Genomic DNA, 19,016 nt, shown 5'->3' with positions numbered 1-19,016 from the left:
CGATCAAGGGCGCTTCCCCTCCCCCTCGTGGGGAGGGGAGAGGGGAGGGGGGCCGACCGGCACCGCAGGAAAGCCCGCCCCTCATGGCTTCACGAAGAGCTTCCGCGGCCGGTTGCACAGCGTCTCCGCCGGCCCACTCTCGCGGATCAGGATCGGCTCGGTGATCTCGAGCCCCCAGTTCTCCTGCCAGAGACCGGGCATGAAGTGGAAGGTCATCCCCGGCTCCAGCACGGTCTCGTCGTTCTCGCGCAGCGAGATCGTCCGCTCGCCCCAGTCCGGCGGATAGCTCAGCCCGATGGCATAGCCGCAGCGCCCGTCCTTGGTGATCCCGGCCTTCTTCAGCGCACCATAGAGGGCGTTGGCGATGTCGCAGGCCCGGTTCCCCGCCCGCGCCGCGTCGATCCCGGCCTCCAGACCCTCCTGCAACGCACCTTCCGCGCGCAGCATGTCGTCCGGCGGCGTCCCGAGGAACAAGGTCCGGCAGAACGGCGCGTGATAGCGACGGTAACAGCCCGAGATCTCGAAGAAGGTCGCCTCGCCCGTCTTGAAGGGCCGCCCGTCCCAGGTCAGGTGCGGCGCGGTGGCGTCGATCCCCGAGGGCAGCATCGGCACGATGGCCGGGTAATCGCCCCAGGCCCCCTCGACCCCGCGGATGGCATCCCGGTACAGCTCGGCCACCACCTCGTTCTTCGGCACCCCCGGCTCGACCCGCTCCAGCAGCCCGTCGATCATCTTCTCGGAAATCGCCGCCGCCTTGCGCATGAAGCCGATCTCGGCCTCCGACTTCACCGCCCGCTGCCGGTTCACCGCGCCGGTGGCATCGACCCACATCGCCTTTGGCAGCGAGGCGTGCAGCATGTGCATCGCCCGCGCCGTGAAGTAATAGTTGTCCATCTCGACGCCGATGCGCCCGTGGCCGGTGCCGAAGTCGACCAGTACCTTGGCGAGGTCGTCCATCGGATGCTTCTCGCGCGACTGCACGTAGCTGTCGTCATAGCCCACCACCCGATGCGGCGACATCCAGACCGTGCGCAGCGCCCCGAAGGTGTCCATCTTGCGGCCCCACCAGATCGGCTCGCCATAGGGCAGCAGGATCACCGCCTGGTGCACGTAGAACGACCAGCCGTCATAGCCGGTCAGCCAGGCCTGGTTCGACGGGTCGGTGATGATCAGCGCATCGAGGTTCGCGTCCGACATCGCGCGTCGCACACGGGCCATGCGCTCGGCGTATTCCTCGCGGGTGAAAGGCAAGTCGGTGGCCGGCACTGGAAGTCTCCCCTTTGTCGTTTCCCGCCCACCATACCCACTTCCGCTCAGGCAAGAAGCCCGTTCATGACGCGTGCGCGACGGATATGTTCGCTTTTGCCCGATTTAGCGGCCCTGCCCCTCGTCAATATGGCGCAAATCAGGAACGCGGTTGCAACCGCACCTTTCTGTGTGGTTACATTAAGGCACAAAAGCGCAGGATAACCTGCCGACAAAACAGGGGGGCCGCATTTGGCCGAGTCACAGAACTCCGGCGCGTTCGTCGAATTCGAACGCGTCCAGAAGAGCTATGACGGCGAAACTCTAGTCGTCAAAGACCTGAACCTCTCACTGCCCAAGGGCGAGTTTCTCACGATGCTCGGGCCCTCCGGTTCGGGCAAGACAACCTGCCTCATGATGCTCGCCGGCTTCGAGACGGCGACTCACGGCGACATCCGGCTCGACGGGGTCAGCATCAACAACATCCCCCCGCACAAGCGCGGCATCGGGATGGTGTTCCAGAACTACGCGCTGTTCCCGCACATGACGGTGGCCGAGAACCTGTCCTTCCCGCTGGAAGTGCGGCGTATGGGCAAGGCCGAGCGCGAAGCCAAGGTGAAACGCGCGCTGGACATGGTGCAGATGGGCGCCTTCGGCGGCCGCCGGCCCTCGCAGCTTTCGGGCGGCCAGCAGCAGCGCATCGCGCTGGCCCGCGCGCTGGTCTTCGAGGCCGAGCTGGTGCTGATGGACGAACCGCTCGGCGCGCTCGACAAGCAGCTGCGCGAGCATATGCAGTTCGAGATCAAGCGCATCGCCGACAACCTCGGGATCACCGTGGTCTACGTGACCCACGACCAGACCGAGGCGCTCACCATGTCCGACCGGGTCGCGGTGTTCAACGACGGCCGCATCCAGCAGCTGGCGCCGCCGGACAAGCTCTATGAAGAGCCCGAGAACAGCTTCGTCGCCCAGTTCATCGGCGAGAACAACACTCTGGAAGGCGTGGTGAAGGAGATCAAGGGCGGCACCGCGCTCGTACAGCTCGACGGCGGTGGCCTGATCGACTGCAAGCCGGTCAACGTCACCGAAGCCGGCCAGCGCACCCGCGTCTCGATCCGCCCCGAGCGGGTCGAATACAACAAGGACCGGATGCGCCCGGGCGCCCACACGCTCAAGGCCGAGGTGATGGAGTTCATCTACATGGGCGACATCTTCCGCACCCGGCTCAAGGTCGCCGGGAACGAGGATTTCGTGATCAAGACCCGCAACGCCCCCGACCAGGTCCGCCTGCAACCGGGCACGCAGATCGAGATCGGCTGGCTGCCCGAAGACTGCCGGGCGCTCGACGCCGTCTAGCGCCGTTCATCGTCGCCCGGCCCCGCCGGACGATGTTCACGTGGGACGCGGAGTCATGCCCGCCGCTCCGTCTCCGGAAAATAATCAAGCGGGCAAAGTCTGGGAGACTTAGTGAATGAAACGTATCAATCTTCTTCTGGCCACCAGCGCGGCAGTTTCGCTCGCCGCCGGGTCGGCCTTCGCGGCCGACATGGCCAACGAGATGACCATCGTGAGCTGGGGCGGCGCCTATTCCGCCTCGCAGCTGAACGCCTATCACAACCCCTACTCGGAAAAGACCGGCGTCAAGATCATCAATGACGAAAGCTCGCCCGAGGCCGTGGCCAAGCTGCGCGCCATGAAGGAAGCCAACAACCTGACCTGGGATCTGGTCGACGTCGAGGCCGCCGACGCCATCCGCCTCTGCGACGAAGGCCTGGCGATGGAAATCGACGCCGACACCCAGCTCGCCGATGCGCCGGACGGCACCAAGGCCAAGGACGACTTCGGCGACCTGATGGTCTCCGACTGCTTCATCCCGCAGATCGTCTTCTCGACCACCTTCGGCTATCGCAAGGACATGGTCCCCGCCGGGACCGAGCCGCCGACCGGCGCCTGCGACGTCTTCGACCTGCAGAAATACCCGGGCAAGCGCGCGCTGAACAAGCAGCCGGTCGCCAACATGGAATGGGCGCTGCTCTGCGATGGCGTCGCCTATGAGGACGTCTACGACACGCTCGAAACCGACGAGGGCGTCGCCCGCGCCTTCGCCAAGCTCGACACCATCAAGGACCAGACCATCTGGTGGACCGCTTCGGCCCAGCCGGTGCAGCTCCTCGCCGACGGCGAGATCTTCATGGGCTCCGCCTACAACGGCCGTCTCTTCGCGATGATCGAAGAGCAGAAGCAGCCCGTCGGCATGGCATGGGACTGGCAGATGTTCGACATCGACGGCTGGGTCGTTCCCGCCGGCCTGCCGGAAGACCGCCTCGCCCGCGTGATGGACTACCTGTATTTCGCCACCGACACCCAGCGTCTGGCGGATCAGGCCAAATACATCTCCTACGGCCCGGCGCGCAAATCCTCGGCTCCGCTGGTCGGCAAGCACGCCACCCTCGGCATCGAGATGGCGCCGCACATGCCGACCGATCCGAACAACGCCAAGCACACCTTCGTGAACAACTACACCTGGTGGGCCGACTACCGCGACGATCTCGACGCCAAGTTCCAGGCCTGGCTCGCGAACTGATCCGGTACTAGATGGGGCGGGGCCCGGCTGTCGGGCCCCGCATTCCCCAAGGAGAAGACCGAGAATGAGCAAAGGCTACTGGATCCTGCACGTGACGGTGACCAACCCCGAGCAATACGCCGAATACGTTCGCCTCGACACGCCCGTGGTCGAGGGCTTCGGCGGCAGGTTCCTGGTTCGAGGCGGCCGCAACGAGACGCCCGAGACCCCGCAGAAGGACCGCCACGTCATCGTCGAGTTCCCCGACTACGAAACCGCGCTGGCCTGCTACCACTCCGACGCCTACCAGGCCGCCGCCAGGATCCGCATGGCCAACGCCCAGAGCGACGTCGTCATCATAGAAGGCATGTCATGACCGAAGCGACCACTCAGCCAGGCCGCGTTCTCGCGGCCGACGGAACCCCGCTCAAGCGCAGCCTCGCACGGGCGCTGCGAATGCAGAAAATCCGGGCGCTGATGCTGGTCGCTCCCCTCCTGATCTTCGTGCTGGTGACCTTCATCGCCCCGATCGCCGACATGCTGTTCCGCTCGATCGAGAACCAGGTGGTGAAGGACACCATCCCCCGGACGGTCGAGGCGCTCGACTCCTGGGACCCGCATTCCACCGAACTGCCCCCCGAGGCGGTCTTCGCCGCGCTCCAGGCCGACCTGGTGGAGGCGGTCGACCAGAAGACCCACACCCGCCTCGGCTCGCGGCTGAACTACGAATACTCCGGCGCCGCCTCGCTGCTGCGCAAGACCGGCCGCGGCGTCGAGAAGATGAAGGCGCCCTACCAGGAGGCCTTCCTCAAGGTCGACAAGGACTGGGGCGACCTCGAACTCTGGCGCACCCTCTACATCTACTCGCCCGCCTACACGAACGGCTATTTCCTCAACGCCGTGGATCTCAAGAAGGGCATCGACGGCCCCGAGGCCCGCCCCGAGAACGAACAGATCTACATCCTGCTGTTCAAGCGCACGATGTTCATGTCGCTGGTCATCACCTTCAGCTGCATCATGCTCGGCTACCCGGTGGCCTGGATCCTCGCCAATATCCGCGCCCGTACCGCCAACCTGCTGATGATCCTCGTGCTGCTGCCGTTCTGGACCTCGCTCCTGGTGCGCACCTCGGCCTGGAAGGTGATGCTGCAGCAGGAGGGCGTCATCAACGAGACGCTCGTCTGGCTCGGCCTTGTCGCCGACAACGACCGCCTGATCCTCATCAACAACCAGTTCGGCACCATCGTGGCGATGACCCACATCCTGCTGCCCTTCATGATCCTGCCGATGTATTCGGTGATGAAGACCATCCCGCCCAGCTACCTGCGCGCCGCCAAGTCGCTTGGCGCCACCAACTGGACCGCCTTCTGGCGGGTCTACTTCCCGCAGTCGGTACCCGGCATCGGCGCCGGCTCGATCCTCGTCTTCATCCTCGCCATCGGCTACTACATCACCCCCGAGATCGTCGGCGGCACCGACGGCACCTTCATCTCGAACCGGATCGCCTATCACATCTCCAAGTCGCTGAACTGGGGCCTTGGCGCCGCGCTCGGCGCGATCCTGCTCGGAGCGGTGCTGCTGCTCTACTACGTCTACGACAAGATCGTGGGCATCGATAACGTGAAGCTCGGAGGCTGAGCCCATGGCCGTCCTGACCACCGTCCCCCGCCGCCCCGCCTCGTTCTACGTGCCCGTGGTCGCCGCCTTCGGCGCCTTCGTCGGCCTCTTCGTCGGCACCGCGCAGGGCAGCGGCCCGCTCGGCATCCTCGGCGGCGCGATCCTGATGGGCGCGCTCGCCTTCCTGCTGACCCATGCGCCGCTGGCCGAGAAGCAGCTCCGCTGGATCGTCGCCGTGGTCTTTGCCATTGCCGGCTTCGCCCTCGCCGGGCTGTCCGCCGGCATCATCGGAGCGGCGCTCGGCTGGTTCTTCGGCTGGCTCACCTTCTGGCTCTTCGAAGGCCGTTACCGCGCCCACCTGGTGCCCTACCTGACCCCCGGCCAGGTGCTCTGGCACTATACCTTCCGGGTGATCTGCGGCGCGATATTCATCTTCCTCATCACCCCGATCCTGGTGGTGCTGCCGCTCAGCTTCAACGCCCAGGACTTCTTCACCTTCACCCCCGAGATGCTGGCGCTCGACCCGGCGGGCTACTCGCTCAAGCACTACCGCGACTTCTTCACCAACTCCGACTGGCAGAACGCGCTCAGGAACTCGCTGATGATCGCCCCGGTGGCGACACTGCTCTCGGTCGGCTTCGGCACGCTGGCGGCGATCGGCCTGAGCCAGCCCCACGTCCCGTTCCGCCGCGCCATCATGGCGATCCTGATCTCGCCGATGATCGTGCCCCTGATCATCTCGGCCGCGGGGATGTATTTCTTCTACTCCCGTGCCGGGCTGCAGGGCACCTATATCGGCGTCGTGCTGGCCCATGCCGCGCTCGGCATTCCCTTCGTCATCATCACCGTGACCGCCACGCTGGTCGGCTTCGACAATTCGCTCACCCGCGCCGCCGCCAACATGGGCGCCGACCCGGTGACCACCTTCTTCCGGGTGCAGATGCCGCTGATCCTCCCCGGCGTGATCTCGGGCGCGCTCTTCGCCTTCATCACCTCCTTCGACGAGGTGGTGGTGGTGCTCTTCGTCGGCTCGGCCGGCCAGAAGACCCTGCCCTGGCAGATGTTCATCGGCCTGCGCGAACAGATCTCGCCCACCATCCTCGCGGTTGCGACGATCCTGGTGGCGATCTCCATCGCCCTGCTGACCGTCCTCGAACTCCTCCGCCGCCGCTCCGAGCGCCTGCGCGGCATGAGCCCGAGCTGAGAGGGAAGCCGCCGATGAGTCCAATATGGATTCACATGAGTCCAGTTTTGTGATTCAATGTGATAGATGAGACGAGGTTTGAACCCATGACAGAGATCGAGTCGATCATCAGAAATGAAGTCGGCAGCACGATAATCCAGACCGTGAAAATCCAACCTGCTGTCAACAGGGATGGAGAAAATGTGCTGTTCATCGACGTGATCTACGATGAGAACGGGACATTGCCGAATGGTGTAGCGGTGACAGTCACGGATCTGATCTGGAACCATCTTCAATCTGAAGCGAATGACGCTTTCCCCGTCATTAACTTTATCTCCTCATCCGACGCGATGGAGCATCACGCTGCTTAGCAACGGCCTCTTCCAATCGGCCAAACGGCGACTGGAAGATCCGAAACGCATGACAGAAGCGGATCTCCGCAGAGTTACAAGTGACCTGTACTACGCTTTGTTCCATCGGATTTGCGAAGCGCTCGTGGCTCCACTTGGTGCCGATCCGGATAACCCGGCATTCATTGAAGCCTACAAGAACTTGTACCGCCAACCGGACCATTCCCACATCGAGAAGAAGTGCAAAGAGCTCAAGAGGCACAACTTCTCCGAACCGGTCAACAGGTTCGCTGAGCAGTTTGTCGCGTTGAAGAACAAACGCGAAAATGCCGACTATGACCCGTTAGCCAAATTTGCGATCTCATCTGTTCGGATGGACATACAATCCATCGAGTCAGTCATCAGTGATTTCGACAACGCAGAGCCGTCCGAACAAACACGCTTCGCCTATTTCGTATCGCTGAAACAAACGCGCCGAATGGACGGATAGGGTCCGTCTCCTTTCTCCCTACCGCAACCGCTCCAACAACCGCGGCGAGGCATAGCCGTCCGGCAGCAGCCCGCTGGCGACCTGGTAGGCGCGCACCGCGTTGATCGTCAGCGGCCCGATGCGCCCGTCGAGCTTCACCGTGTCAAAGCCCTTCGCCGTCAGCAGCCGCTGCAACTCGACCCGTTCGTCAAAGGTCAGCGCCCGGTCCTCGCGCGGCCAGGGATGCCGAACAGGCCCGCCGCCCCGGATCCGGTCGGCGAGGTGCCCCACCCCGATCACATAGGCATCGGCGGTGTTGTAATGCTCCAGCACCTCGAAGTTGTCGAAGATCATGAAGGCCGCGCCCTCCGCGCCGCCCGGCAGCAGGATCGAGGCCGGCCCATGCTCCGGCACCGGCCTGCCGTCGAGTCCCAGCACACCCAGCTCGGCCCAGTCCGAGGGCGGCTTCATGATGTCGCGGTTGGCCAGCGTATAGGCGAATCCTTCGGGCAGGTTGACCTCGACACCCCAGGGCTGCCCCTTGGTCCAGCCGAAATGGCGCAGGTAGGCCGCCGTCGAGGCCAGCGCGTCGCTTGGATCGTCCGACCAGATGTCGCGCCGCCCGTCGCCGGTGAAATCCACCGCATGGGCCTGGAACGAGGAGGGCATGAACTGCGTATGCCCCATCGCCCCGGCCCAGCTGCCCTTCAGCGCCGCGACACCCACCTCGCCCGAATCGACGATCCTCAGCAGCGTCATCAGCTCGTTCTCGAAGAAGGCCCGGCGGCGCTCGTCAAAGGCCAGCGTCGCCAGCGAGCGGATCGTGCTGTCATTGCCCCGGAACGCGCCAAAGGCGCTCTCCAGCCCCCAGATCGCCGCCACGATGTAGCGGTCGACGCCGTATTGCGCCTCGATCCTGTCCAGCAGGGCCCGGTGCTTCTCCACCGCTGCCTTGCCGGCGGCGATCCGGTCGTCCGAGGCGGCACTGTCGAGATAGACCCAGACCGTCTTGGTGAACTCGTTCTGGTTGCGGTCGCGCCGGATCACCTCCGGATCATAGCTGACCCCGGCAAAGGCGCGTTCCAGCGTCTTTGCGCTTATGCCTTCGCCAGCCGCACGCGCGCGGAACCCCGCGAGCCAGTCGTCGAACCCGCCGTTGTCGGAACTGTCCCGCACCCTCTCCTCTTTCCCGCCCTGTGCCTCGGGCCGCGCCGTTGGCCGCAGCGATTGCGATACGGCCAGCACGCTGTCCTCCGCGGCGGGCTTTTCGGCGGTTTCGGCATGAACGATGCTATAGCCAAGGGCCACCAGCCCCGCCTTCATCCAAAGACGCATCCTGTCGTCCTGTTTATCTGCTCGCCCTCACTCTAGCGGCAAAATCCCGGAAAAGCACACCGAATTCCTGCGAGGAATTCGTCCGTTTCCCTGCGAGGGAAACGGCCCCACCCCCTCGGATGGCGCGCAAAAATTCTCGCAGGATTTTTGCCGTTTTCCTCGAAGGAAAACGGTGTCCCAGAAAGTCACTCGAATAAAATCATTATACTTCAGCCACTTGACCCCCCGTCCCAGCTGGGACACCCGGATCTAGCGCCGCTTGCGGCTCACCTTGCGCTTTTCCTTGGCCGCCTTGTGCCGCGCCACCGCCGGCTTGCGCCGCCCGCCGCGCCCCTTGCCCGCCGGGGCCCGCGGCATGGTCTTGTTGTCCAGCTCCAGCAGCTCCAGCTCCAGCCCGCCGGTCACCGGCACCGCCTCGGCCAGCCGCACCGTGACCCGCTGCCCGATCCCGATCAGCGTGCCGGTATCCGACCCCATCAGCGTGCCCGCCTCGCGGTCGAAATGGAAATACTCCCGCCCCAGCGACCGGATCGGCACCAGCCCGTCGGCCCCCGTCTCGTCCAGCTTCACGAAGACCCCGAACCGCGCGATCCCGCTGATCCGCCCCGTGAACTCGTTGCCCACCCGCTCGGACATATAGGCCGCCAGGTAGCGGTCGTTGGTATCCCGCTCCGCCATCATCGACCGCCGCTCGGTGTCCGAGATATGCTCGGCCGTCGCATCCAGCCGGTCGATCTCCTCCGGGGTCAGCCCGTCATCGCCCCAGCCATGCGCCGCGATCAGCGCCCGGTGCACGATCAGGTCGGCATAGCGCCGGATCGGCGAGGTGAAGTGGGCATAGTTCCGCAGCGCCAGCCCGAAGTGGCCGAAGTTCTGCGGCGAGTAATAGGCCTGCGTCATCGACCGCAGCGTCGAAAGGTTGATGAGCTCGGCATCGTCACGCCCCGCCGCCTGGTTCAGCAGGCTGTTGAGGTGCCGCGTCTGCAACACCTGCCCCTTGGCCAGCGTATAGCCCGCCGCCTGCGCCGTCTCGCGCAGCGCCTCCAGCTTCTCGGGGGCCGGCTCCTCGTGGACCCGGAACAGCAGCGGCGATTTCTTGGCGATCAGCGTCTCGGCGGCGCAGACATTGGCCAGCACCATGAATTCCTCGATCAGCCGGTGCGCATCCAGCCGGTCGCGGAACTTCACCGAGGTGACCTTGCCCTCCTCGCTCAGCTCGATCTTGCGCTCGGGCAGGTCGAGGTCCAGCGGCTGGCGGTCATTGCGCGCCTTGGTCAGCGCGGCATAGGCCGCATAGAGCGGCCGGATCACCGGCTCGAGCAGCGGTTCGGTCTTGTCCGAGACCTGCCCGTCCATCGCCGCCTGCACCTCCTGGTAATTCAGCGAGGCCTTCGAGCACATCAGCCCACGGGTGAAATGATGGTCGATCTTCTGGCCCATCGAGTCGATCCGCATCCGCACCGCCACGCAGGCGCGCGGCACATCCTCGTGCAGCGAGCAGAGATCGCCCGACAGCCGGTCGGGCAGCATCGGCACCACCCGGTCGGGGAAATAGGTCGAGTTGCCCCGGTTGCGCGCCTCGGCGTCCAGCGCCGAGCCGGGGGTGACATAGGCGGCCACATCGGCAATCGCGACCCAGAGCACGAAGCCGCCCTCGTTCTTCGGATCGTCATCCGCCAGCGCCAGTATCGCGTCGTCGCGGTCGCGCGCGTCGACCGGGTCAATCGTCACCAGCGGCAGCTCGCGCAGATCCTCGCGGCCCGCCAGCCCCATCGGCTTGGCCTTGTCCGCCTCGGCAATCGCCGCGTCGGGGAAGTGGTCGGGAATGCCGTGCTGGTGAATCGCGATCAGCGAGACCGCCTTCGGCGCGCTGGGGTCGCCCAGCCGGTCGGTCACCCGCGCGCGCGGGAGGCCCAGCCGCCCGGCGGGGCCAAAGGCCTCGGCCTCGACCAGCTCGCCATCCTTCGCGCCGCCGCGTGCCTCTTCCGGCACCTGCCACTCGTTCATGCCCGACTTGTCGACCGGCACGATCCGCCCGCCTTCCGAGGTCTTGCGGAACACGCCCAGGATACGGCGTGGGTTGGTCCCGATCCGCCGGATCAGCCGCGCCTCGTAATTGTGATCTTCCTCGTGCACCACGCTCAGCTTGGCCAGGATCCGGTCGCCCGCGCCCAGCGCCGGGTCGCTCGCCCGCGGTATCACCAGCACGATGGGCTCGATCCCCTCGCCATGCCACTCCAGCGGCCGCGCGAAGATGTCGCCGTTGCGATCCGGCGCCTTGACCTGCAGCACCGTCACCGGCGGCAGCCGCTCGGGGTCGCCATAGCTGCGCCGGCGCTTCTCGAGATGGCCCTCGGCCTCCAGCTCCTTCAGCAGGCGCTTGAGGTCGATCCGCGCAGCGCCCTTGATGCCAAAGGCCTTGGCCAGATCACGCTTGGAATTGAGGGTCGGGTTGGCCGCGATCCAGTCTAGGATTTCAGCCTTGGAAGGGATGCTGCTCATGGCGCTGACTACCACGCGCGCGCAGGGCCGTCATCGGCAAAAATCCCGATGCGCCAGCGCCCCCAGGTCCGCGGCGGTATCGACATCGGCCAGCCGATCGGCCAGGGCGATCCGCCAGCCCGCCAGCGCCGCCCGGCTGTCGGCCAGGGCATGGGGCGAGGACCAGCGCACCGGCCCGAACATGCCCGCCCGCGCCAGCCCACCGCGCCGCAGCCCGACCAGCCAGTAGCCGCCATCCGCCGCCGGGCCGAACACCGCGTCCCGCCCTTGCAGCGCCTCGAAGGCGCGCGCGATGTGGCGGCGGTCCAGCCCCGGAATGTCCGACCCAACCAGGCAGACCGGCCCGCGCGCCCGCCCCAGCGCCCGCGCCATCCGCTGCCCCAGGTCACCCGCCCCCTGCGGCACCCGCAGCAGGTCAGAGGGCCAAAATGGCTCGCTTAGAGCCTGATCCGGCGCCACCGCCAACACGATCCGCCAGCGTGGATCGCGCAGGCGACGGATCAGGCGGAGGCACTGGTGGCGATACCACCAGGCCGCCGCCCCCATCCCGATCTCGCGCCCGAGCCGCGTCTTCACCCGTCCGGGCCGCGGCTCTTTCACCATCACGATCAGCGTGCGCTCAGCCAAAGTAATCGGCCAGGATGCGCCCGTAGATCCGCTTGAGCTGGCGGATCTGCTCGACCTCCACCCGCTCGTCCACCTGGTGCATCGTCTGCCCGACCAGCCCGAACTCCACCACCGGGCAATGCGCCTTGATGAAGCGCGCGTCCGAGGTGCCGCCGGTGGTCGACAGCACCGGGTCAATCCCGGTCTCGGCCTTGACCGCCGCGCCAACCAGGTCCGAGAGCGCGCCCGGCGGGGTCAGGAAGCTCTCGCCCGAGATCTTCACCCGCATCTCCACGCTGACGCCGAATTCGTCCTGCACCCGGTCCGCCTCGGCGCGCAGCCAGTCGGTCAGCTTCGCGCCGGTGTGCGCGTCGTTGAAGCGGATGTTGACCGTGCCCCGGCACTCGGCCGGGATCACGTTGGTCGCCGGGTTGCCGGTGTCCATGGTCACCACCGCCAGGGTCGAGGCGTCGAAATGCTCGGTCCCCGAATCGAGCGGGTGGCTTGCCAGCCGATCCATCAGCCGCGCCATCGCCGCGACCGGGTTCCTGGCGCGGTGCGGATAGGCCGAATGCCCCTGCACGCCCTTCACCGTGAACCAGGCCGACATCGACCCGCGCCGCCCGATCTTCATCATCTCGCCCATGCGCTCGGGGCAGGTCGGCTCGCCCACCAGGCAGGCGCTCATCGCCTCGCCGTTGGCCTCCATCCAGTCGAGCAGCGCCACCGTGCCATCGGTCGCATCGCCCTCCTCGTCGCCGGTGATCGCCAGCACCACGGCCCCCTCGGGCGGGGTGGTGCTGACAAAGTCGACGGCGGCGGCGGCAAAGGCCGCGACGCCCGATTTCATATCCGTCGCGCCCCGCCCATAAAGTACCCCGTCGACAATCTCGGCCCCGAAGGGCGCCCGGCTCCAGGCCGCCGCATCGCCCACCGGCACCACGTCGGTATGGCCATTGAAACCGAAGGTCTTCGCATGGCCCTTGGCCCCCCAGCGGGCATAGAGGTTGGCGACCCCGCCCCGGTCGACCCGCGTGCAGGCAAAGCCCGCGCCACTCAGAACAGTCTCTAACAAGGCCAGGGCGCCACCTTCCTCGGGCGTCACCGAGGGGCAGCGGATCAGGTCGGCAGTCAGGGCGACGGCATCGGTCTCGGACATGGCGGGCAGGGCTCCTTGCAATCTCGGGCGGCGGGCGCGCCGCCGGTTCGAGCCCAGACTTGTGACAAAAAGGCCGCGCCGCCAAGCCTCAAACGGTAAAATCCGCGCCCGCTTTGGCGTGACATGCTAGGGCTGGTTCAACAACAAGACGACCAGAGGCAGGTCAAACGGAGAGCAAAGGCCGAAAACGGTCAGCTCGCCCATCGTCGCCCAACCGGGCGAAGCACGACGCCCCGGCGTCGTCTCCTGCCCTTGGCGAGACAGAAGGGCAGAGCAATGAAGACCACCCACATCCCGCGGAGCACCCGATGACCTGGCGTGCCGTCTGCGATCAGGAGGCCGCCTGGAGCGCGCCCTGGCCCGAGGACGAACCACTGCTGGTGCGCGGTTCGGTGGTGATCGAGACGCGCCTGCCGCAGCTGCGCCGCCTGAAACCCCTTGTCAGGGTCACAACCGGCGGTGCCTGGCCGATGTCCTTCGCGCTCCAGGCCCTGCCCGGCGGCGGGCTGTCGGTGGTGCTCGACCAGGCCGGCGCGGTGGTCAGCCACCTGCTCGACTGCGCCGATGCCGGCCGCGCCGACATCCTGCGCATCACCTATGCCTGGGATGGCCCCGCCCGCACCGGATGGCTGGCGATCGAACGGCCCGACACCGACCAGATCACCCTGCTGCCCTGCCCCAACCCGCGCCCCTTCCACCGCAGCCAGATCGCCGCGATGACCGGCGAGGGCGGTGACCGCTACCTCTCGCCCGAGGTGCTCTTCCTCGCCGTCTCGGACCGGATCGAGCCGGTCGGCCCGATGCCGACGCTCACCGCCGACACGCCCATCGCCACGCCCGACGGCGCCCGCCGCGCCGGCGAGTTGCAGCGCGGCGACCTGGTACTGACGGCGGCCGGCGAATCGGTGCCGGTGCTGCACGCGCTGCAACGCACCGTGCCGGCGCGCGGCAGCTTCGCCCCGGTCTGCCTGCGCGCGCCCTATTTCGGCCTGACCCGCGACATCGCCGTGGCGACGACGCAGAAACTGCTGATCGGCGGGTCCGAGGTTGAATATCTCTTCGGCCGCGAGGCGGTGCGGCTCCAGGCCGGGCACCTGCTGGGCACGCCGCAGGTCAGGCCCGCGCCCACCGGCTGGCTGGTGCCCTACGTGCAGCTGCTGCTGCCCGAGCAGGAGGTGCTGATGGCGGCCGGCTGCCTGCTGGAAAGCCTCTGCGCCGGGCGAATCCGCCGCAAGCCCGACCTGCTTCGCGCCAGCATCTTCGCCGGGCTCGACCGCTCGACCCTGCCGGAACACGCGCCGCCACCCGGCCCGATGCTGCGCGCCTTCGACGCCATCGTGCTGGCCGAACACCGCGCCGCCTGAGCGCGCGCCCGGCACCGGCGCCGAAATCCGTCACGGATTTCGGACGTTTTCCTTGCAGGAAAACGGCCCCGCTCAGTCCTGTTCGTCGGTGTCGAAAAACGGCGTCATCTGCGCCACGATGACCGAGTTCTCCTCGAGCGCCCGCAGCATCAGCGCGCGCTCGTCCTCGTCGATCTCGTGGCCCTGCGCCTCGCGCTCCTCCAGCGTGCCATAGCCGGTGACGTCCAGCGGCGCGCAATCGGCCTGCTTGAGGATCGCCACCGTCTCGCGCACTGCCTCGGCCTCGTCCACGCCCGAGGCATAGCAGACCAGCGCCGCCCCGCTGGCGCCCTCGGGCAGGCCGTCACCGGCCTTGCGGCCGATCTGGACCAGCAGCGTGTAAACCTGTTGTCTGGAGTCGCGATTTGTCATGCGCCCGCGATGCGCCGCGCCCGGCCGATTGTCAAGCTGTCACCCTTCAGCCTCCGCCCCGTTGCGCAATCGCAATCAGGCAACGCGCAACAGGAACGCAACGGGACCAAGGCCAGGGCAGGCAGCTTTCGCGGACCAGGAAGACCAGAGAACTCTTTGACCGGAACACCCCCGTTATCACCTTTGACTGTGGCGCAAATCGGTGCGGTTCTGCCTTGTTTGGGTGCCGGATCGGAAACAAAGCGTTCCGCAATCGCGATTGCCGGGGCGTCCCGCAAGCCATCCGGGCAAAGAAAAACCCCCGGACACCGCGAGGCGCCGGAGGTTTTCCGCGAATGTCAGGCGATCAGTCGCGCAGCAGCTCGTTGATCGAGGTCTTGGAGCGGGTCTTGGCGTCGACCCGCTTCACGATCACCGCGCAGTAGAGGTTCACGCCATTCTTCGACGGCATCGAGCCCGAGACGACCACCGAGCCGGCGGGAACTTCGCCATACATGACCTCGCCGGTCTCGCGGTCGACGATCTTGGTCGACTGGCCGATGAAGACGCCCATGCCCAGCACCGAGCCCTCGCGGACGATCACGCCCTCGACCACTTCCGAACGCGCGCCGATGAAGCAGTTGTCCTCGATGATGGTCGGGCCGGCCTGCATCGGTTCCAGCACGCCGCCGATGCCGACGCCGCCCGAGAGGTGGACGTTCTTGCCGATCTGCGCGCAGGAACCGACGGTGGCCCAGGTATCCACCATGGTGCCCGAGTCGACATAGGCGCCGAGGTTCACGAAGGACGGCATCAGCACCACGCCCGGCGCGATGAAGGCCGACTTGCGCACAACGCAGTTCGGCACGGCGCGGAACCCGGCGGCCTTCCACTGGTTGTCGCCCCAACCGGCGAACTTGCTGTCCACCTTGTCCCACCAGCCGCCGCCCTGCGGGCCGCCCGACTGCTGTTCCATGTCCTTGATGCGGAAGCCCAGCAGCACCGCCTTCTTGGCCCACTGGTTGACGTGCCATTTGCCGTCGGCCTGCCGCTCGGCCACGCGCAGGGTGCCGCCGTCCAGCGCCGCCAGCGTGTCCTCGATCGCCTCGCGGGTCTCGCCGGTGGTGGCCGGGGTGATCTGGTCGCGGGCTTCCCACGCGGCTTCGATGGCGGTTTCAAGCTGGGCGTTCGACATCTGGGGCTCCTGTCTGTTGGTCGTCCGCCGCTATATCCAGCAAAGCGGTTCTGCGCAATCGCCGCTAACCCAGCGGGTCCGGCGCGATATTGGCGCCGCAGACCAGCACGGCGACCCTTTCACCCGGCGCGGGCACATAGGCGCCCGACATCAGCGCCGCCAGCGCCGTGGCCCCGGCCGGTTCGACCAGCAGCCGCCGCTCGCGCCAGAGCGCCGCCTGCGCGGCGGTGATCGCCTCGTCGCTCACCAGCACCGAGGTCGCGCCGGTCGACTGCGCCAGGTCGAAGCAGATGCGCCCGATCCGCTTGGCGCCCAGCGCGTTGGCGGCGACACCGGCCACCTCGACATCCACCGGCGCGCCCGCCTCTAGCGCCGCGTTCAGCGCGCGCGAGGTCACCGGCTCGACCGCCACCACCCTGCGCGCGCCGCCCAGCCAGGCCATCGCCCCGGCAATCAGCCCGCCGCCGCCCACGGCGATCAGCACGGTATCGGCCTGAAGGCCCTGCGCCTCCCATTCGCGCATCAGCGTGCCCTGCCCGGCCACCGTCGGCACCGCGTCATAGGCATGAATCTGCATCGCCCCGGTCTGCGCCTCATGCGCCTGCGCCAGTTCCAGCGCATTGGCATATTGCCCCGGCACCACCGTCAGCTCGGCCCCGGTGCCGCGGATCAGCGCAATCTTCGACGGCCCCGCCATCTCGGGCACGAAGATATGCGCCGGATGCCCCAGCTGATGCGCCGCATAGGCCGCCGCCGCCCCGTGGTTGCCGCCGCTCGCCGCGACCACGCCCGCCGCCGGCACATCCGAAGCCAGCAGCGTGTTGAAGGCCCCGCGCGCCTTGAACGTCCCGGTGTGCTGCAGCTGCTCCAGCTTCATCTCGACCGGATAGCCCAGCCCGAAGCCCTGCACCGTGACAACCGGCGTTTTCACCACATGCGGCGCGATGCGCGCGGCCGCGGCCTCGATCTCGGCTTTCCAATCGGTCATCTGGGTCCCTCAACTGGTCTTGCACCGCCGAACCCTATATCGATGGATAGCACGCGCAACCGAGGAATCCCTCCGCATGAAAGAAGATCGTTCGAGCCCCTTCCGTGACGCCCAGCGCGACAAGGACACGGCCCGCCATGTCCCCGACACGCCGCAGACCCGCGCGCCCTCGTATCGCCTGGCCTTCGCCGACGAGGAATTCCTGCTGCGCGACGAGCTGCGCCCGGTCCGCCTGCAGCTCGAACTGCTGAAACCGCAGATGATGCTGGACGAGCGCCAGATCGAAAGCACCGTCGTGCTCTTCGGCGGCGCGCGCATCCCGGAACCGGCGAAGCGGGATACCGCCCGCACCAAGACCCTGGGCGAGCTGTCGAAATACTATGACGAGGCACGCAAGTTCGCTCGGCTGATGACCGAGAAATCCATCGTCACCGGTTGCCGCGAGCATGTGGTGATGACCGGCGGCGGACCCGGCGTGATGGAGGCCGGCAACCGCGGCGCGCATGATGCCGGCGGCGTCTCGATCGGGCTCAACATCGTGCTGCCGCACGAACAGGCGCCCAACGCCTACGTGACGCCGAACCTCTGCTTCAACTTCCACTACTTCGCCATCCGCAAGATGCACTTCCTGATGCGCGCCAAGGCGGTCTGCGTCTTCCCCGGCGGCTTCGGCACGCTCGACGAGATGTTCGAGAGCCTGACGCTCATCCAGACCGGCCGCATGGGCCGCGTCCCCTACCTGCTCTTCGGGCGGGAGTTCTGGGAACAGGTCATCAACTGGAAGGCCCTGGCCGAGGCCGGCACCATCTCGGACCAGGATCTCGACCTGTTCCGCTATGTCGAGACCGCCGAAGAGGCCGTTTCCATCATCGAGAACTGGGAATCGACGGACCCGCGCGACCATATTCCGGGACGTTGACGTAACGGCACTCAAGCGCGGACTTGCGGCAACGATTCCGGGCCGGTACCCCTTGCGGAGCAGCATGATTTCGCTGCTCTGGCCAAATCTTTGAGAGAGCATTCCGAATGGCAAAATCCGTTATCAAGTCGCTTGTCCCCGAACCGCTGTATTACGCCGACGTCTTCTCCTTCGCCACGCAAGGCTATTACAGCTTCGACGCGCAGGACTGGGCCGACGCGATGCCCGTTCGCAAGTCCGTGAAGGCCATCACCGTCAGCACCGACATCAGTTACCAGATCCACAACCAGCCCGACTTCGAGGCAGTGTTCGGCTACAAGTTCATCGGCGATTTCTCCCGGGCCGGGGGCACCTGGAGCGGCACAATCGAGCGCGTGCAGTTCCTGCGCGACGGCGAGGTGATGGGCGTGGTGCAGATCAATTCGGGCGTCGATATCTCGCGCGTGGTCAATGTCGCCGGTTCCGGGCTTATCTGGAACGAACTCACATCGACGGGCCTGCGCGGCAGCCTGACCAATACCGCCGACATCATCAACGGATCGGTTGGCGACGACGTCATCAACCTAGGGGCCGGCAATGACAAGATCAACGCCTCGCTCGGGAATGATGTCATCCGCGGCGGCGGCGGCCATGACTACATCGACGGTTATAACGGCAACGACCGGATCTATGGCGGCGGCGGCAACGACCAGCTCTTTGGCAACGGCAACGACGACCGCCTCTTCGGCCAGGCCGGCAATGACAGGTTCTACGCCGACAGCCAGGGCACCAACGTCTGGACCGGCGGCAAGGGCGCGGACATGTTCCAGGCCAGCAGCCTGAACTGGGACAAGACCAGCCCGACAACCGTGACCGACTTCAACGCCCGCCAGGGAGACAAGCTCGACCTCACGGAACTCACGCCGCTGCTCTACAACGAGGTGGACGAGATCCGCTACATCGGCAAGCGGGCCTTCTCCGGCACCGAGGGAGTGATGGAGATCCGCATGAACAACGGTCTCGTCACCATCGACGCCACCGGCGACGGCATCGCCGACTACGGCCTGATGCTCGACGGGCTGACCAACTTCAAGTCGGCACAGACCAACTGGATCGCCCTTCCCGACGGGTGGGATTTCAGCTGAACCGTCA

At 66.5% G+C, this 19,016-nt stretch carries 18 protein-coding genes; 10 read left to right on the top strand and 8 right to left on the bottom strand.

Annotation, left to right across the window (positions count from 1 at the left end; translation table 11 throughout):
* Nucleotides 1-81: 81 nt before the first annotated feature.
* Complete coding sequence (locus IE266_RS02995) at nt 82-1,218, bottom strand: M24 family metallopeptidase (protein WP_189678762.1); 1,137 nt, start codon at nt 1,216-1,218, stop codon at nt 82-84.
* 279 nt (nt 1,219-1,497) lie between these two features.
* Between IE266_RS02995 and IE266_RS02990 the strand changes: the two genes are divergently transcribed.
* The 7 genes from IE266_RS02990 to IE266_RS02960 all read left to right on the top strand — a co-directional run bounded on the left by IE266_RS02990 (nt 1,498) and on the right by IE266_RS02960 (nt 7,448).
* Nucleotides 1,498-2,601, top strand: coding sequence for an ABC transporter ATP-binding protein (locus IE266_RS02990; protein ID WP_189678544.1), 1,104 nt, complete (start codon nt 1,498-1,500; stop codon nt 2,599-2,601).
* A gap of 115 nt (nt 2,602-2,716) precedes the next feature.
* On the top strand, nt 2,717-3,829 hold the full coding sequence (locus IE266_RS02985; RefSeq protein WP_189678543.1) for an extracellular solute-binding protein: 1,113 nt from the start codon (nt 2,717-2,719) through the stop codon (nt 3,827-3,829).
* Nucleotides 3,830-3,893: 64 nt separating this feature from the next.
* Complete coding sequence (locus tag IE266_RS02980) at nt 3,894-4,184, top strand: DUF1330 domain-containing protein (protein ID WP_189678542.1); 291 nt, start codon at nt 3,894-3,896, stop codon at nt 4,182-4,184.
* Nucleotides 4,181-5,446, top strand: coding sequence for an ABC transporter permease (locus IE266_RS02975; RefSeq protein WP_189678541.1), 1,266 nt, complete (start codon nt 4,181-4,183; stop codon nt 5,444-5,446). The genes IE266_RS02980 and IE266_RS02975 overlap by 4 nt, the downstream gene beginning before the upstream one ends.
* 4 nt (nt 5,447-5,450) lie before the next feature.
* Nucleotides 5,451-6,629 carry an ABC transporter permease gene (locus IE266_RS02970; RefSeq protein WP_189678540.1) on the top strand — a complete coding sequence of 393 codons (1,179 nt, stop codon included), beginning with the start codon at nt 5,451-5,453 and terminating at the stop codon, nt 6,627-6,629.
* An 86-nt stretch (nt 6,630-6,715) separates the two neighbouring features.
* Nucleotides 6,716-6,979 (top strand): hypothetical protein, encoded by a 264-nt coding sequence (locus IE266_RS02965; protein ID WP_189678539.1) that lies wholly within the window; start codon nt 6,716-6,718, stop codon nt 6,977-6,979.
* A 49-nt stretch (nt 6,980-7,028) separates the two neighbouring features.
* Entirely contained in the window at nt 7,029-7,448 is a 420-nt protein-coding gene (locus IE266_RS02960) for a hypothetical protein (protein WP_189678538.1), read from the top strand.
* An 18-nt stretch (nt 7,449-7,466) separates the two neighbouring features.
* On the opposite strand, the gene IE266_RS02955 is transcribed toward IE266_RS02960, so the two are convergent.
* The 4 genes from IE266_RS02955 to dapE form a co-directional block, all read right to left on the bottom strand.
* Complete coding sequence (locus tag IE266_RS02955; protein ID WP_229863870.1) at nt 7,467-8,762, bottom strand: lytic murein transglycosylase; 1,296 nt, start codon at nt 8,760-8,762, stop codon at nt 7,467-7,469.
* Between the two features lie 249 nt (nt 8,763-9,011).
* Nucleotides 9,012-11,264 (bottom strand): ribonuclease R, encoded by a 2,253-nt coding sequence (rnr, locus tag IE266_RS02950; RefSeq protein ID WP_189678537.1) that lies wholly within the window; start codon nt 11,262-11,264, stop codon nt 9,012-9,014.
* A gap of 30 nt (nt 11,265-11,294) precedes the next feature.
* Nucleotides 11,295-11,867, bottom strand: coding sequence for a TIGR04282 family arsenosugar biosynthesis glycosyltransferase (locus IE266_RS02945; protein ID WP_189678760.1), 573 nt, complete (start codon nt 11,865-11,867; stop codon nt 11,295-11,297).
* 16 nt (nt 11,868-11,883) lie between these two features.
* Nucleotides 11,884-13,029, bottom strand: a complete 1,146-nt coding sequence (gene dapE, locus IE266_RS02940; RefSeq protein WP_189678536.1) for a succinyl-diaminopimelate desuccinylase — start codon at nt 13,027-13,029, stop codon at nt 11,884-11,886.
* Between the two features lie 308 nt (nt 13,030-13,337).
* Between dapE and IE266_RS02935 the strand changes: the two genes are divergently transcribed.
* The gene (locus IE266_RS02935; RefSeq protein WP_229863869.1) at nt 13,338-14,393 is read left to right on the top strand and encodes a Hint domain-containing protein; all 1,056 of its coding nucleotides are present in this window, start codon (nt 13,338-13,340) and stop codon (nt 14,391-14,393) included.
* A gap of 72 nt (nt 14,394-14,465) precedes the next feature.
* Here IE266_RS02935 and IE266_RS02930 read toward each other — a convergent pair whose 3' ends face one another.
* The 3 genes from IE266_RS02930 to IE266_RS02920 all read right to left on the bottom strand — a co-directional run bounded on the left by IE266_RS02930 (nt 14,466) and on the right by IE266_RS02920 (nt 16,966).
* Nucleotides 14,466-14,804: a DUF8846 family protein gene (locus tag IE266_RS02930; RefSeq protein ID WP_189678535.1), complete on the bottom strand. Its 339-nt coding sequence runs from the start codon at nt 14,802-14,804 to the stop codon at nt 14,466-14,468.
* 346 nt (nt 14,805-15,150) lie between these two features.
* Nucleotides 15,151-15,978: a 2,3,4,5-tetrahydropyridine-2,6-dicarboxylate N-succinyltransferase gene (dapD, locus tag IE266_RS02925; RefSeq protein WP_189678534.1), complete on the bottom strand. Its 828-nt coding sequence runs from the start codon at nt 15,976-15,978 to the stop codon at nt 15,151-15,153.
* A 64-nt stretch (nt 15,979-16,042) separates the two neighbouring features.
* Complete coding sequence (locus tag IE266_RS02920) at nt 16,043-16,966, bottom strand: threonine/serine dehydratase (RefSeq protein ID WP_189678533.1); 924 nt, start codon at nt 16,964-16,966, stop codon at nt 16,043-16,045.
* Between the two features lie 76 nt (nt 16,967-17,042).
* On the opposite strand from IE266_RS02920, the gene IE266_RS02915 reads away from it, so the two are divergent.
* Together IE266_RS02915 and IE266_RS02910 are read left to right on the top strand one after the other, a co-directional pair.
* Nucleotides 17,043-17,885: an LOG family protein gene (locus IE266_RS02915; protein WP_189678532.1), complete on the top strand. Its 843-nt coding sequence runs from the start codon at nt 17,043-17,045 to the stop codon at nt 17,883-17,885.
* A gap of 107 nt (nt 17,886-17,992) precedes the next feature.
* Entirely contained in the window at nt 17,993-19,009 is a 1,017-nt protein-coding gene (locus tag IE266_RS02910; protein ID WP_189678531.1) for a calcium-binding protein, read from the top strand.
* Nucleotides 19,010-19,016 lie beyond the last annotated feature (7 nt).

Origin of the sequence: Seohaeicola zhoushanensis (genome assembly GCF_014656415.1) — a bacterium.
In the GTDB taxonomy this organism is placed as follows: domain Bacteria; phylum Pseudomonadota; class Alphaproteobacteria; order Rhodobacterales; family Rhodobacteraceae; genus Seohaeicola_A; species Seohaeicola_A zhoushanensis.
Note: the sequence above shows the minus strand (reverse complement) of the source record. Positions and strands in the feature narration are given on the sequence as shown.

What these genes read in the sequence shown, in the direction of transcription:
- IE266_RS02995 (WP_189678762.1), bottom strand. Translation starts at nt 1,218, where the DNA reads ATGGCCCGTGTGCGACGCGCGATGTCGGACGCGAACCTCGATGCGCTG.
- IE266_RS02985 (WP_189678543.1), top strand. Translation starts at nt 2,717, where the DNA reads ATGAAACGTATCAATCTTCTTCTGGCCACCAGCGCGGCAGTTTCGCTC.
- IE266_RS02980 (WP_189678542.1), top strand. Translation starts at nt 3,894, where the DNA reads ATGAGCAAAGGCTACTGGATCCTGCACGTGACGGTGACCAACCCCGAG.
- IE266_RS02975 (WP_189678541.1), top strand. Translation starts at nt 4,181, where the DNA reads ATGACCGAAGCGACCACTCAGCCAGGCCGCGTTCTCGCGGCCGACGGA.
- IE266_RS02970 (WP_189678540.1), top strand. Translation starts at nt 5,451, where the DNA reads ATGGCCGTCCTGACCACCGTCCCCCGCCGCCCCGCCTCGTTCTACGTG.
- IE266_RS02965 (WP_189678539.1), top strand. Translation starts at nt 6,716, where the DNA reads ATGACAGAGATCGAGTCGATCATCAGAAATGAAGTCGGCAGCACGATA.
- IE266_RS02960 (WP_189678538.1), top strand. Translation starts at nt 7,029, where the DNA reads ATGACAGAAGCGGATCTCCGCAGAGTTACAAGTGACCTGTACTACGCT.
- IE266_RS02955 (WP_229863870.1), bottom strand. Translation starts at nt 8,762, where the DNA reads ATGCGTCTTTGGATGAAGGCGGGGCTGGTGGCCCTTGGCTATAGCATC.
- rnr (WP_189678537.1), bottom strand. Translation starts at nt 11,264, where the DNA reads ATGAGCAGCATCCCTTCCAAGGCTGAAATCCTAGACTGGATCGCGGCC.
- IE266_RS02945 (WP_189678760.1), bottom strand. Translation starts at nt 11,867, where the DNA reads ATGGTGAAAGAGCCGCGGCCCGGACGGGTGAAGACGCGGCTCGGGCGC.
- dapE (WP_189678536.1), bottom strand. Translation starts at nt 13,029, where the DNA reads ATGTCCGAGACCGATGCCGTCGCCCTGACTGCCGACCTGATCCGCTGC.
- IE266_RS02935 (WP_229863869.1), top strand. Translation starts at nt 13,338, where the DNA reads ATGACCTGGCGTGCCGTCTGCGATCAGGAGGCCGCCTGGAGCGCGCCC.
- IE266_RS02930 (WP_189678535.1), bottom strand. Translation starts at nt 14,804, where the DNA reads ATGACAAATCGCGACTCCAGACAACAGGTTTACACGCTGCTGGTCCAG.
- dapD (WP_189678534.1), bottom strand. Translation starts at nt 15,978, where the DNA reads ATGTCGAACGCCCAGCTTGAAACCGCCATCGAAGCCGCGTGGGAAGCC.
- IE266_RS02920 (WP_189678533.1), bottom strand. Translation starts at nt 16,966, where the DNA reads ATGACCGATTGGAAAGCCGAGATCGAGGCCGCGGCCGCGCGCATCGCG.
- IE266_RS02915 (WP_189678532.1), top strand. Translation starts at nt 17,043, where the DNA reads ATGAAAGAAGATCGTTCGAGCCCCTTCCGTGACGCCCAGCGCGACAAG.
- IE266_RS02910 (WP_189678531.1), top strand. Translation starts at nt 17,993, where the DNA reads ATGGCAAAATCCGTTATCAAGTCGCTTGTCCCCGAACCGCTGTATTAC.